9 protein-coding genes and 1 pseudogene are annotated in these 13,834 nt (G+C 65.7%); 3 read left to right on the top strand and 7 right to left on the bottom strand.

Annotated features, from left to right (window positions below):
* Positions 1-63: 63 nt before the first annotated feature.
* From ABD808_RS37285 to ABD808_RS37275, 3 genes are all read right to left on the bottom strand, one after another.
* Positions 64-1,614 (bottom strand): hypothetical protein, encoded by a 1,551-nt coding sequence (locus tag ABD808_RS37285; protein ID WP_344907900.1) that lies wholly within the window; start codon positions 1,612-1,614, stop codon positions 64-66.
* A gap of 830 nt (positions 1,615-2,444) precedes the next feature.
* The gene (locus tag ABD808_RS37280; protein WP_344907897.1) at positions 2,445-2,726 is read right to left on the bottom strand and encodes a hypothetical protein; all 282 of its coding nucleotides are present in this window, start codon (positions 2,724-2,726) and stop codon (positions 2,445-2,447) included.
* 156 nt (positions 2,727-2,882) lie between these two features.
* Positions 2,883-3,014: a hypothetical protein gene (locus ABD808_RS37275; RefSeq protein ID WP_344907894.1), complete on the bottom strand. Its 132-nt coding sequence runs from the start codon at positions 3,012-3,014 to the stop codon at positions 2,883-2,885.
* Between the two features lie 184 nt (positions 3,015-3,198).
* Between ABD808_RS37275 and ABD808_RS37270 the strand changes: the two genes are divergently transcribed.
* Both ABD808_RS37270 and ABD808_RS37265 read left to right on the top strand, forming a co-directional pair.
* Complete coding sequence (locus ABD808_RS37270) at positions 3,199-4,272, top strand: helix-turn-helix domain-containing protein (protein ID WP_344907891.1); 1,074 nt, start codon at positions 3,199-3,201, stop codon at positions 4,270-4,272.
* Positions 4,273-4,289: 17 nt separating this feature from the next.
* Complete coding sequence (locus tag ABD808_RS37265) at positions 4,290-5,441, top strand: hypothetical protein (protein WP_344907888.1); 1,152 nt, start codon at positions 4,290-4,292, stop codon at positions 5,439-5,441.
* Between the two features lie 18 nt (positions 5,442-5,459).
* Here ABD808_RS37265 and ABD808_RS37260 read toward each other — a convergent pair whose 3' ends face one another.
* The 4 genes and pseudogenes from ABD808_RS37260 to ABD808_RS37245 form a co-directional block, all read right to left on the bottom strand.
* Positions 5,460-6,083 carry a hypothetical protein gene (locus ABD808_RS37260; protein WP_344907885.1) on the bottom strand — a complete coding sequence of 208 codons (624 nt, stop codon included), beginning with the start codon at positions 6,081-6,083 and terminating at the stop codon, positions 5,460-5,462.
* 670 nt (positions 6,084-6,753) lie between these two features.
* A pseudogene (locus ABD808_RS37255) lies at positions 6,754-7,537 on the bottom strand (transposase family protein).
* Between the two features lie 550 nt (positions 7,538-8,087).
* The gene (locus ABD808_RS37250; RefSeq protein WP_344908061.1) at positions 8,088-8,501 is read right to left on the bottom strand and encodes a barstar family protein; all 414 of its coding nucleotides are present in this window, start codon (positions 8,499-8,501) and stop codon (positions 8,088-8,090) included.
* Between the two features lie 7 nt (positions 8,502-8,508).
* A complete protein-coding gene (locus ABD808_RS37245) occupies positions 8,509-9,057 on the bottom strand; it encodes a ribonuclease domain-containing protein (protein ID WP_486303662.1) in 549 nt (182 codons plus the stop codon).
* A gap of 305 nt (positions 9,058-9,362) precedes the next feature.
* Here ABD808_RS37245 and ABD808_RS37240 point away from each other — a divergent pair.
* The coding region (locus tag ABD808_RS37240) for a type I polyketide synthase (RefSeq protein ID WP_344907879.1) at positions 9,363-13,834 on the top strand (4,472 nt) is incomplete at its 3' end.

The following is a 13,834-nucleotide window of genomic DNA, read 5'->3' as shown; positions in this document are numbered from 1 at the left end:
CGCCCCTGCCGGAGAGTTCTGCGAGGGTGGCGGGGGCGGGACGAGCCGGTCGTTACGGGCTGGTTACTGTGTGATCCTCACGTGGAAGGGGTCCCCATCAAGGACCCGGTTTTTGAAATAGAACAATCCGAGCTTCGTTCCCGCGTCGGAGTTCTGGCCCGCGTCGAGCATGCACGATGACCACCCGGTGCTGCCGGTCACTCCGGTCGCGATCCCCCAGGCCGGGTCCATCTCACACCAGGAGGTGTTCGGCGGCGCGAACGTGCGGGCGCTGCCCTGCGGCGTCTGTGTGAACGCACCTTGATGGGTGGAACGGAACGGGTACTCGTCACAGGACTTGCCAGGTGGCCGCTCCCACGTCGGCCGTTGCGGGCATGCCCTATCTCCGTTGCGCCGCCGGTCGGCGCGGTTCTGGAGGCGAGTCAGCGGCGTCTTGCCGGGCGCCCCGGGCAAGCCGGACTGCTGTGCCGCTTCGACATGCTTGGCGAACTCGGGGTACTCGCCAAAGCCGGGAGTCTTGGAGTACTCAACGGTGGGGATGATCAACGGGAACACGCAGCCCGGAAGCCACGGCGCTCGGCGGGCGGGGTCTTTGGGGTCGCCGACCACGTTGCCATCGTCTTCGAACACGCCGTCGCAGCGGGTGTCGGGACCGATGGCGGGCGACGGGATGGACGGGACCGCGCCGGGATAGTTCACCTGCCATTCCCAGGTGATCTCGGAATGGCCGATCCCGTCGGTATAGAGGCTACGCCAGCCCGAATCAGCAGTGCCGCGGATGCCCTCAATGAACCTGCCGGGCCGCAGCGGCGTCGTGTAGTCGAGCTTGCAGTCACCCTTGCAGAACGCCCCCGCGGTCACGGTCGAGAACGGGTGGCAGCCCAGCCGCTGGCAGGTGATCCTCTCGACGCTGAACTGGTTGTTGAAGTAGTCGGTGACTTCGCTCGCGTAGGTGAAGTTGTAGTGGAGCGCCTGGGCACTGCCCATGTACACCAACTGACCGTTCGGTGTACGAACGTAGATCAGCACCATGGCGGCGCCGATGCGACACAGCTCCCTGCGGTAGCCCCACCAGCCTTGCAGGGCGTGCTCGACGCACCACTGCGGGATCGGGCGTTCCTCCTGAACCTTGGGGTGGGCGCTCTTACGGGCTTTTGGGGCTTGGCTCCGGAGCCGGGCCAGAGCCTTGTCGATCGCGCCGCCGCTGGCTTTGTCGTCGACCTTGATACAGCTCGCGAGCCGCATCCCTTCGAGGTTCTCAGGCTTCTCACCGGCTTCGGCGAGCTTGGTGTTGATCTCGGCGTTCTGTGCTGCGGTGACGGGCTTGGCTTTGGCGGCGGCGGCATGTAGGGCGGGAGTGGTGCACGAGGCGGCGGCCTTTGCGGCCTCCTTGGGGTTGGCCGCCAGCGGCTGCGGCTGCGACCGCTGCGCCTGAGCCGCCGCCGGGGCGGCTAACTGAGCCACTGGAGCCGCGGCCGGAACCGCCCCTGGAGTGGCTACAGCGCTGGGGGCCAGCAGCCCGGCCAGCAGGGTCGGGATCGTCAGGACGGCGAGGGTCGAACGGAGTAACCGAGGTCGTTTCACGTTCTCTTTCCTCCACAGATTGGGGAACACTCCACCCGAGGGGATTCGAACAGAGTGGCGAAATATTCTCCGCAACCTCGAAGCTAGGGGCCGCCCCACCCGTGATCGACGCGAGGGCTTTAAAGGAACCTTTACGTGACTGTCAAGCTGCTGTGATCACATCCGGCCAAGCGTGGGCGTCAACCATCCACTGGCCCGAGTGCGGAACTTCGGCCGCCATCCGCGGGCCTCGCCGCGACGGTGGGCATCCTCGATGTGGGAGACGGGAACGATCGCATGAGGCACGCCGTGACCGGTCTTCTGGTCGGCGAAGAAGGCCGCCGCGCCCACCGGCTCTCTCACCCAGAAGACCACCGATTATTTAGGACATCACGCTCCGTCTCCAGCTCGGTGCGCTCGGCCTCCCTCACAGCCGCGATGGCCGCTGGCCGACACCGCCCGCCACCAGCGCGTTCTGAAGGTCCTCAACGACACCGCCGCGCCAGGAGACGAAGTCACCGTCAGGGGGCATCCTCCGCCGAGCCGGAATAGATCTCGTTGGTTGCGACCGTGAGAAGCGGTTCTGGCTCACATTCCGTGGGACGGCGAGTGCGTCACATAGACCACCTGGCATCCTCGTCCCGCCCTCACCCTTCGGCGACCTCAACCGGGGCGGTGGCAAGCCACCAGTGCTCGAAGCGGCTGGAGCAGCGCGAAAGCCTCATCGTCCCGCCCGTGCCGAGCGAACAGACGCGCCAGGGGTTTACCGGCGGCCTCCGGGTGCCTTCAGGCACTCGGCGTACTGGCGATCATGGTGGCCGCGTCCGCGGTCGCCTCATCAAGGGCCGCCGCCAGTGGCTCGTCCACGACGATCACGGCGATCACGGCGCCGTGATCTCACCGGCGGCGGGGCCCAACGTTCCCGCCGCCTGCCGCGCCTCGGCGACGCGTGCGTTGTCCGGGCCGTAGCGGCTTTCGAGGAGGTGGAGGGACGCGACCTCGAAGCGCCGGGCCTGGTCCGGGTCGTCGATCCGGAGGGCTTCGGCCAGCAGCGCTTCGGTCGCGCCGTGTCGTCCGCGTCCGGTGACCTCCTCGATGAGCCGGTTGCGCTCCAGCAGCCGCACGGCCTCCGCACGCCTGTCCAGGGCGATCAGCGCACGCACCTCGCGCGCGGGCGGTAAGCGTCTTGGGGCTGCTGCCGCCGTAGCGCGCGACGCGCAGCCGGTGACGCGCGATGCGACCTCGAAGGCTCAGTCGGCGTCCTCCCGCGCACGGGCGGGGTCAGCCTCTGCTTCGCCTTGGTCGAGCAGTATGTCGGCCTAGATCGCCCACGCGGTCCAGGTCAGCGGCTGGTCGCGCCCGTGCACGCGGACGCGGCGCTCGATCTCGGCGTCGATGAGCGCGCTCGCCTCCCGCAGGTCCTCGGCCCGGCCTCGGTCGCGGAGCGCCACCGCGAGGTTCGACCGCGCAATGCTCGACCACGATCCGCGACCCCGTCCTCAGCCGGACTGTGCGGAGTTCGGCTCGGCCCTGCACTCGCTAGCTGAACGAACCCGCACAGACAAAAGGCATGACTTGGGGAATATTTTGACGTGATATCCTGAGAAAAAATAGTCGATCTTGAGGGAGACGTGGGTGAGCGAGGAGATGGTCGCCGACGCCGGGATGCTCGTCCTCGCTCGTGAGTCCCGCGGCATGACACAGACGGCCCTGGCCAAGCGAATGACCAACGTGGCTGGCGAACCGGTGTCTCAAGGCTACGTGAGCAAGGCGGAAAGCGGTCGGCTGACGGTATCCGGGGAGCGCCTGGCGAGGTACGGCCAGGCGCTTCGTTACCCGGCCGACATCCTGTGCATGAGCGCCAAGGTGGACGGCGTCGGCATCGGCCTGGTTCATCATCGGAAGAAGGCGCGGCTGGGGGCACAGGCGCTGCGCCAGATTCATGCTCTGCTGTCGATGGGCCGCTTGCACAGCCGGCGCCTACTGGCCACAGACTCCTCGCACCGGTTCGAACATGTGCCCATCAATGACCTGGACAGCCCCGAGGATGCCGCCAGAACGGTGCGCCGCAAGTGGAACATGCCTCCTGGCCCGGTGGCCGACCTGGTCGAGGTCATCGAGAACGCGGGCGGGCTAGTTCTCCTGCAGGACCTAAGCACGCGGGACCTAGACGCGGCCAGCCAGTGGGACGGCGATGAAGAGCCGCTGTTCTTCCTTAACGCCCACGCGCCCGGTGACCGTTTTCGCTTCTCGCTCGCCCACGAGCTGGCGCACGTGGTCATGCATCCTGTACCGGGTGCGTCGGCCGATCAGGAGCGTGAGGCCGACCGGTTCGCCAGCGAGTTGCTGATGCCGGCTGCCGATATTCGTGTCGAGCTGACCGGATCGATCGACCTCAACCGGCTCGCCGCGCTCAAGCAGCGCTGGCGAGTGTCGATGGCCGCGCTGGCCCGGCGCGCTTTGACGTTGTCGGCCATCAGTGAATGGCAATACCGCAACCTCATGATCGAGATGTCCGCACTGGGCTACCGGACGAAAGAGCCCGGTGAAGTCCCCCGTGAAACGCCACAGCGCATGAAGAACGCAGCCGCTCGACTGGTTGATCAACGCGGCATCGACCACGCTGCGGCGGTGGTCGGCGTGATCCCCGACGACCTGCGCCACCTGCTGGGCGCAGCCCCCGACGCCTCGGGCGTCGCCCACCGCTGACCCGTGAAGGTGAGCAGATGAACGACCGCATCAACCCGGCCCGCATCTCCGCACCCGTCCTTGCCTCACCTCCCCGCCAAGCCGCCCAACTGCTCGACCAGCGGATCCTGATCCTCGAACGGCCGCGCTTCGTCACTGCGATGCCGGCACTGGTCAACACAGCGCACAGTGGTCTGGTGCTGTGCGACGCCAAGGCCGCCCGGCACACCGCCGCTCTACGTCCGGCTTGCAGCGGCCTGCTTCTGGAAGACCAATCCCCATACGAAAAGCAGATCGCCACGGCCGACGCCCCGTTCGACCTCCCCGCAGACGTCCTCTTCGGCGGAGAACTCGGCGATGTCCTGGATGAGCAACGTCGACGCGGCGCGGACCTGGCCATCGCCCCCACCCGCTATGTTCAGGCAGGCGACTCCGATGCACTCAAAGCGATCATGCGAACGGCCGCGGAACTCGAGCGCGACGATGTGCTGATCCCGTTGCCGGTAGCGGTGACCTGGCTAATGAACGACCAGCGGCGGCAACTCGCCGCCGTCATCAGACGGATCCCGCATCCGGTCGCCCTCATCCTCGGCGGCCAACGCGATCCCCTCCGGCACTTCACCGACGCACCGCAGAACCTCAGAGCGGTCCTAGCCGATCTACACGAAGTCGGACCGGTCGGCCTCTGGCGCACCGACCTGGCCGGGTTCGACGCTCTCGCACACGGTGCGGCATTCGCCGGCATCGGCGCGGGCGGCTCAGTCCGACACCTGGTACCGGCCGGGGAACGTGCTGAGAGCGCCGAACGCGCCGGCGGCCCCAACTGGCCCAGCGTTCTGGTCCCCGATCTGATGATCTACAAGCGGGCCGACACCTTGGAACGCATCTACGCCAATGACACCGCTCCGCCCTGTACATGCCGCCGTTGCGGCAACTCCCCGCTCCCGTCGTTCCACGGAGCAACCGATGCCATCAAGGCCGACGCGCACGCCCACAACACCGCCACATGGACCGCCTGGCTGCCGAACTTCCTCGGCAACACCGGGCTTTCCGCTCGCCAGGCATGGTGGCGTACACGCTGTCGGCGAGCCGTTGACGCACACGAACTAGAGAACACACGACTTCGCCAACCGAAGGCATTCAAGCCCACGCCGGTCCTCAAGCAATGGGCGCGGGAACCCACAGCTTGAACCACCTGATCACTAGGGCTACAGGATCGTGGCGTACAACTGCTCCAGGAAGAGCCAGCCGCCTACGCTGACTCGCTCACGTACGAACGGGGCCGGCGGAACCAAGACCGACGGACCGTCTTGACCAAAGCCATCGGCCACGATCACACCGATCCCGTAGAAGTCAGCCTCCAACCGCAATGCCTCCATGTCACGAGGCTTGCGTCTCAGCACGATCGCCCGTACGCAGAACGGCGTGAAGCGCCCCGCCGCCTCCAGCCCCTGACGCCACGACCCAGCAGCCACCAGAGCAATCCCCGCTTCCACAGCAGGCACCGCTAGCCGGAGCAGCTCTGGCCCTTCAGAGACAACGGATCCGTCACCCAGTCTCCGCAGGCGCCTGCGATCAGCGGACGTCAACACACCCGACCACACCCGCTCGCCTAGCGGCAATGCGATCAGCAGTCGCAGGACGTCAGGCGAAGTCATCGCCCCCAAGCCAACCTCTGCACGCCGCTCGTGTTCACGATCGTTGAGTCGGTAACTGACCAGCGCGCGGACCCGCCCAACGGTCACGGGCGTCCAGTGCGGGAACGCTTTCCCGTTCAAACGCCCAGCGGCTGCACATACCGTCTGAGGGAAGAGTCCTGTCGCGCTGATCATGCCGCCACCCTCTCGCATCATCCACCAGTCATCCGGCCCTACCCCACACCGAACACTGAAAAGCCCGCCCGGTCGACCGCGGTCTCTACAGTTGACAGCGCCGAGAGACAGTGATGGCGGCCGTAGCACCGCTCCTGAGCGCGAGAGCGGCGCCACCCTTGACAGAGACCGTCCAGGCGCGTGTCGCCCGCGCCCGATTGCGCAACAGTCACTGGCGTCCGACCACGTCGGCTCGTTGTCTGCTCGGCGGTTTCGAACCGGACTGGCACGGAGCGGGATGTGGCAGCACGGAGATGGTGCTGGATGTGGACGGAGCGGTACAGTCTGACACTGAGAGCACTGTTCTGATACGAGAGCAGCCGACTTTTAATCCGTAGGTTGTGGGTTCGAGTCCCACGCGACCCACCACCCTGACCAGGGCAGACGTGAGGATGTCCTGGTTGCCCGCCACCTTCGGCCTCCTCCGCAGCCTTGCGGGTACGGTAGCCGCCCCCCGGACCCGCAGCGCTACCCGTCCAGCCCCGCACCGAGCCTCAGCCACAGATTCCAACTCCCGTGGCTACGCTCCGCTTGCAGCCGCAGGCAGGTGCGGCCCGCTGCCCGGCTGGTCCGCTGATCCTCACAACCACACCGCCGGCACACCCCACCGACACTCTTAACTGAACCCATTTCATCCTCGGGTTGTCTGGGCGCCGCGGTGGTTTTGTAGGACGGCGATGGCTTTGACGATGTGGCCGGCCTTGCTCGGGTTGCAGTGCAGCTTGCGCAGGATGCGCCATGATTTGAGCTGCGCGTTCGCGCGTTCGCCTGGCGTGCGGAGCTTGGCGTGCGAGCGGTTGGCCCGCTTCTGCGACTCAGGTTTGTCCCTGCCCTTGTAGGGCGTGATCACGACCGCTGTTTCCACGCCTTGGTAGGCCTTGTCGGCCAGCGTAAGGGTTCCGGCCTTGTCCAACTCCCGCAAGATCCCCCACACGCAAGCGGCGGTCAGGTCGTGGACCTTGCCGGGCAGTGCGCCCGACATCCACAGGATCGTCCCGTCCGGGCCGACGATCACCTGCACGTTCATCCCGTGCACCCCGGTGCTTGCCGGAGAAGTACGGCCGGTCCGCCCGCACCCGGTCGGTGTGGATGAGCGTCCCGTCCAGCACCATATGGGTCAACCCGTCTCGGGCGGCCTTCCGCAACGCCCGCGCGAGCTTGGGCGAGCGGGCCGACAGCAGCATGATGGTCTCCTCCACATACCTCCAGGCGGTGGTCGCCGACACCCCGAACCTGGCGCTGATCTCGGCGAACGTCTCGTCCTTGCGCAACTAGGCCAGGACGAGAAGCGCCTGCTGGCCGGGGTTGAGCAGTCGCCTGGCCGACCTGATCGTCTTGCGTCGACGGCGGATCAGCCCGGCAACGTAGTTCAGCGTTGAACGCGACAAATCCAGGGCGGCGCGGTAGAACAGCACGAAGAGACCTCTGGTTCAGGCGACGTGATTGTGGTGATCAACCCGTCTACCAGGGGTCTCTCTACGTCCCAACCCCAACCAGAGCATCGCGATCATGCTGTGACCAGCGGCCCAGGGGGACGGCGCGTTGTATGTTGCCGCATCCGTTTGGTATTCGGGCAAATTCCTCAGAGATCGGGCCTGCGACTACGCGGGGAACTACGACCAACTCCCGGTCTCCTCGGCCTATTTGCCGCTCAGCACGAGGTATCATCGGGGAGACGTGGTCGTCGAGATAGTTCCAGGCTGGGTCAACCCGGCGCGCTCGCGGTATTGGTGATCGCGGCCGCCGCTGCGGCGGTCGCCGCGCTGGCATTCGGTCGCGTCAGGGATGCCAGAGTCCGGTCCGCTGAAGCCTTTCGGGCTCAAGGGAAGCCCTCCGTCGACCGGGTGTTGAGCAATCCGCCGTTCAACCAGCGCATTGCTTCATCCCATCCGCCGGAGGCGACCTCGCACGCCGCCCCCGGCTGTGATTCCGGCGATGGTGGTACCGACAGGTGTCGTCTTCAAGCTATGTATTCGTCCTCTTGGCCACATATACACAAACGTCAGTCGGCCGCCCAGCGGCCGCATCAGGATCTCCGAGTAGTCGAGCGACGTCTGTCAGGACGTCGACAGCCGCCGCGAAGTCGCGTGGACTCTCTTCGGCCATCGTCGTGGCATCGGACCATAGTATGACCGCGCAACGATGATTCTTCTGGTGTATCCCTTCCCAAAGGGAATCAGCGAGCGCCTCCCAACTCCTGGCCCCGCTGATCGGTGGATCGAGTGGCAGAGCGTCCTTGATCGCGGCGAAGAAGGATTCGCGTCCAGATCGGCCGGCCATGGAAATCTGGTACAGGACGCATCCTGCTTGGTTTGCCACCTGCGCGACCTCTTCGGCGTCCACGGTGTCGATAATCGACACCCCTGAGGCGAGTTTCATGAGCACGTCACCGAATCCTTACAAATGCCGGGTTACCCGAGTCCCCGTAGTGGGCCCAAGCATAGTAGGTCGCTCCTGTCTGGGGGTCGACGACGACCCGCAGCGGCCCGGCGCCACGAACACCTGACGGTGGCGCGACTCTGTATTCGAGATAAGGTGACGATTTTCCAGACACGCCGTGCAGGTCGCCGTCTCTGTTCCTGAACTGAATTCCCCATCTCGTTCTCGATCCGGCCGACTCGAAGGCGCCGGATTCACAGTCGTCGGAAATGCAAAGGACCGCGCGGCCGATGGCGACTGCGGCGATCCCGCCGCCGATGAGGGCGGGTTTGAGTCCCGAGTCAGTGGTGTCGTGTCCAGTGAAGGGGTTGCGGTGGCACGCGTTTTGCGCGCTCGGGTTGACGGTGCGGCAGAAGGCGTCCCATTGGCCGTCGTCCAAGCCTGCCCCGAGGAAGGCGATCGCGTCGCGCGGTGTGAAGTCCTGACTTCTCCGGTATCCCTGCGGGAAAGCGATGCTCGTCCAACCGCCATCGTCCGAGCCATCCTCGTCCTGCACCGCCAAGGGCGAATGAGGTTGAAACAGCTCACCACTGACGAGTTCTTCTTGCAGGCGCTGAGACTGCCGTCACCGGCCCCTCTGTGTCAATAGTGGGCACTCATGACGCGCTTGATTCGCGCGTAGTCGTCAATGTGATCGTCCTGACTGACTTCGGTGACGTTCTTCGGGCAGATTCGGGAATTCGGTTGGGGTGTCGTTCTGCGGGATCTACTGGGTGGCTTTAGAGGCGTCAAAGGGCTCTATTAGGGGGTGTCGCTACGATGTTCCGAAGGAGTCTCTCTGCGCGGACGAGGAAAATAGTCATGTCGAATGAAGAGAAATTTCGCGATTATCTGCGGCGGGCTACCAACGACCTTTACCATGCCCGGGAAAGGGTGCGGGAACTGGAGCTGGAGAAGACCGAGCCGATCGCGATAGTCGGCATGTCGTGCAGGTATCCGGGCGGGGTCGGGTCACCGGGGGAACTGTGGGAGCTGGTCGCTGCGGGGCGGGACGCGATCTCGGAATTCCCCGATGATCGGGGGTGGCGGGTCGATCGGCTGTACGACCCCGATCCTGATGTTCCGCACACGACATATTCGCGGCACGGCGGATTCCTGCATGATGCGGGGGACTTTGATGCCGAGTTCTTTGGCGTAAGCCCGCGTGAGGCGCTTTCCATGGACCCGCAGCAGCGGTTGCTGCTGGAGGTGTCGTGGGAGGCGATGGAGAGTGCCCCGATCAATCCGGAAGGGCTGCGCAACAGTTCGACCGGGGTGTTCGTCGGCGTGATGTATCACGACTACGGGTCGCGGATCAGCCGTCAGTCCGAGGAGATCGAAGGCTATCTCGGGCAGGGGAGCGCGGGGAGCGTCGCGTCCGGGCGGGTCGCGCACGCCTTCGGGTTCCAGGGGCCTGCGGTGACGGTGGACACGGCGTGCTCGTCGTCGCTGGTCGCGATGCATCTGGCGGCGCAGGCGCTGCGGTCGGGTGAGTGCGAGATGGCGCTGGCCGGGGGTGTCACCGTGATGGCCACGCCCTCGGTGTTTCTGGAGTTCAGCCGTCAGCGGGGGCTGTCGCCGGACGGGCGCTGCAAGTCGTTCGCCGCGGCCGCCGACGGGACCGGGTGGGGCGAAGGCATCGGCTTGCTGCTGATGGAGCGGCTGTCGGACGCCGAACGTCTCGGGCATCGCGTCCTAGCGGTTGTGAAGGGCTCGGCGATCAACCAGGACGGGACCACGAGCCAGTTGTCGGCGCCGAATGGGCCGTCGCAGGAGCGCGTCATCGAGCAGGCCCTCGCCAATGCGCGGTTGACGGCGGACGAGGTCGACGCGGTCGAAGCACACGGCACCGGCACTCGTCTGGGTGATCCGATCGAGGCGCAGGCTCTGCTCAACACGTATGGGCGGCACCACACCGCCGAGTCGCCGTTGCGTCTGGGGTCGATCAAGTCGAATATCGGGCACACGCAGGCCGCGGCCGGGGTCGCGGGTGTCATCAAGATGGTGCAGGCGATGCGGCACGGGACGTTTCCGGCGTCTCTGCACATTGATCAGCCGTCGCCCCATGTCGACTGGGACACCGGGCATGTCGTCCTGCTGGATCAGAAACAACCCTGGCCCGAGACCGATCGGCCGCGTCGGGCCGCAGTGTCGTCGTTCGGGATCAGCGGTACCAACGCACACCTCATTCTGGAAGCCGCGCCCGAGACGTCCGTCGAGGACGTTGTTGAGGCGTCGGCTGGCCCCGTGGTCGCCATTCCGTTGTCAGCCAAGAGCCCGCGCGCACTGCGGGATGCCGCCGGGCGGCTGAAGGGCCATCTTGCGGAGCATTCCGGCCTTGCACCGACCGAACTCGTCGAACCTCTGAACAAGCGTGCCTTGTTCAGCCACCGGGCCGTTATCGTCACAGGCCGCGATGACCGCGACGAGACCTCAGCGGCCCTTCAGGCGCTAGCGGACGATCGGCCACACCCGTCCCTGGTCACCGGCACCCTCCAGGACGGCGGTGGTGGTGGTGTGGTGTTCATGTTCAGTGGTCAGGGCAGCCAGCACCTGGGCATGGGGCAGGAGCTTCACAGCGTGTCGCCGGTCTACGCCGAGGCGTTCGACGCGGTGTGCGAGGCGGTCGATCTACACCTGGACCGGCCTCTCAAGAGCGTCGTGTTCGGGGACGATGCGGAGTTGCTGAACAACACCCGCTACGCGCAGCCCGCGTTGTTCGCGCTACAGACCGCCCTGTACCGGCTGCTGGGACACCACGGAGTCACTCCTGATCACCTCATCGGGCACTCCATCGGTGAACTCACCGCCGCCCACCTCGCCGGGCTGTGGACACTCACCGACACCGCCACTCTCATCACCGCACGCGCCCGCCTCATGGCCTCACTTCCGGCTGGCGGTGCAATGCTCACCGCCCACGCCACCGAAGAAGCCCTAAAGCCCATAATCGAAAAGCATGACCCGATCTCGGTTGCCGCGACCAATTCGCCGGACTCTACTGTCCTGTCCGGAGGCCGCACCGCTCTCGAACATGTCACTGGCGACCTGGATGAGCAGGGGATCAGGTATCAGTGGCTGAAGGTCAGTCACGCCTTCCACTCACCGCTGATGGATCCGATTCTGGACGAATTTCAAGCGGTTGCGGACGGGCTCACTTATCACCCCACTACCATTCCGATCGTATCCAACCGCACCGGTAGCAGCGCCACCGAACAGCAGTTGAGCGACCCCGGCTACTGGGCTCGGCATATCCGCGACGCCGTCCGCTTCCACGACGGACTGACCTACCTCGACCAGACCCACCGTCCCGGTCTCTACCTCGAAATCGGGCCCCGTCCCACCCTGACGACAGTCGCCCACCAAACCCTCTCTACCACGGCCACAATCCAGTCCACGCTTAATCCCAAACAATCCGAGACCACTGCCTTTCACAGCACGCTCGCACACGTTCACGCCACTACGAGCATCGCCATCGCCTGGCACAACACCAATCACCAACCCAGTGACCCGCCGCCCACCTATCCCTTCCAGCGCACCCGCTTCTGGCTCGACGCCGACAACCAGGGTCCTGGGGACATCACCGAGCTGGGGCTGCGACCAGCCGAACATCCGCTGCTCGCCACCGCCGCCACGCTCCCCGATGGCACCTGGCAGGCCACCGCTCACCTCTCCCTCGAAACCCAGCCCTGGCTTGCTGACCACGCCGTCCGCGGAACCCCGCTCCTGCCCGGCACCGCGTTCGTTGACCTGGCGCTTCACGCGGGATTCGCCGCAGGCTGCCCGGCCGTGGAGGAGCTGACGCTGCAATCTCCGCTGGTGTTCTCCGGCGACGAGTCGTGGGATCTGCACGTCACCGTGAGCCCGGCCGACGACGAAGGACGACGCGACTTCACCGTCCACTCACGGCCGCAGCGCGGACAGTCCGTCTGGACGACTCACGCGACCGGCGTTCTGGGCCCGGACGACGGCACCGTCCCGCCGCCCGTCGACAAGGAGGACCTTTCAGAGCAGGTCGATATCGCGAATTTGTACGAGCAGCTGGCCGAGCAGGGATACGGCTACGGTCCCTCGTTCCAGAATCTCCGCGAGCTGCACCGCGACGACGCCGTCCTGCGAGCGCGTGTTCAGGTCGCCGACAACACTCCCGTCACCGGCTACGGCATCCACCCCGCACTCTTGGACGCCGCACTCCATGCATTGGCCGCCAACACCGAAAATGGCGAAGGCAGCGCTCCCAGGTTGCCCTTCTCGTGGAGCGGAGTCCGGCTGCATGCCACCAATGCCGACACCCTCCAAGTCCGCCTCACCCAGACACGACCCGACACCGTCTCCCTCCAGGCCACGGACCCCACAGGCCAACCCGTCATCACCATCGAGGAACTCACCCTCCGCGCCCTGAGGGGGGACATCGCGCCGTCGGCTCCCGTCGCGCCCACCGCATCCGATCTCTTCCATCTGGAATGGCAGCCGTTCCCAGATTTCGAAGCAGACCCGGTCACGGACGCGGTATTCCTGGGCGACAAATTTGCCCATGACGAGACCGCCTACACGAGGCTGGACGAATTGGCCGCTTCAATCAATGAAGGGATGGATGCGCCCAGGGAAGTGATCGTCCTGCCGTCCCTGTTCGACAGCGAATGCGCGCATGGCAGCGGCGACTGCTCCTGCCCGCAGGCTGTGACCGCCGCTACCGAAACGGCCCTCGCTCTCGTCCAGGAATGGCTCGCCTCAGAGTACTTCGAGCAGAGCACCCTCACCCTGGTCACCCGTCAGGCCCACATCGTCGCGGAGGACGATCGGGTTCTTCGTCCCGCACAGGCAGCGGTCTGGGGCTTGGTCCGCACCGCGCAGAACGAGCATCCCGGACGGTTCTGCCTCCTCGACAGCACCGCGACCGATCTCGATGCGATCAGCCGTGCCGTGGCCTCCGCGGGTCGGCACGACGAAACGCAGGCGGCGCAGCGCGGCTCGGACATGTTCCACGCGCGGTTGGTGAACACTCGCGAGAAGTTGCTGGTTCCGCCGAGTGATGTCGGCTGGCAACTGGAGACCACGGCGCGGACGGGCAGTCTGGACGACATCGTCTTGGCCCCGACGAGCCATCACGATGATTCGCTTCATCCGGATCACGTGCGCATTCGGACCTATGCCGCCGGGCTCAATTTCCGGGACGTGCTCGTGTCACTCGGAATGGTCAATCACCGCGCTCCCATTGGCGGTGAAGAAGCTGGCGTGGTCATCGAGGTCGGGGAGAACGTCCGGTCGTTGAAGCCAGGCGACCGGGTGACCGGTCT

Origin of the sequence: Actinomadura meridiana, assembly GCF_039537545.1 — a bacterium.
In the GTDB taxonomy this organism is placed as follows: domain Bacteria; phylum Actinomycetota; class Actinomycetes; order Streptosporangiales; family Streptosporangiaceae; genus Spirillospora; species Spirillospora meridiana.
Note: the sequence above shows the minus strand (reverse complement) of the source record. Positions and strands in the feature narration are given on the sequence as shown.

What these genes read in the sequence shown, in the direction of transcription:
- ABD808_RS37260 (WP_344907885.1), bottom strand. Translation starts at nt 6,083, where the DNA reads ATGATCAGCGCGACAGGACTCTTCCCTCAGACGGTATGTGCAGCCGCT.
- ABD808_RS37250 (WP_344908061.1), bottom strand. Translation starts at nt 8,501, where the DNA reads ATGAAACTCGCCTCAGGGGTGTCGATTATCGACACCGTGGACGCCGAA.
- ABD808_RS37265 (WP_344907888.1), top strand. Translation starts at nt 4,290, where the DNA reads ATGAACGACCGCATCAACCCGGCCCGCATCTCCGCACCCGTCCTTGCC.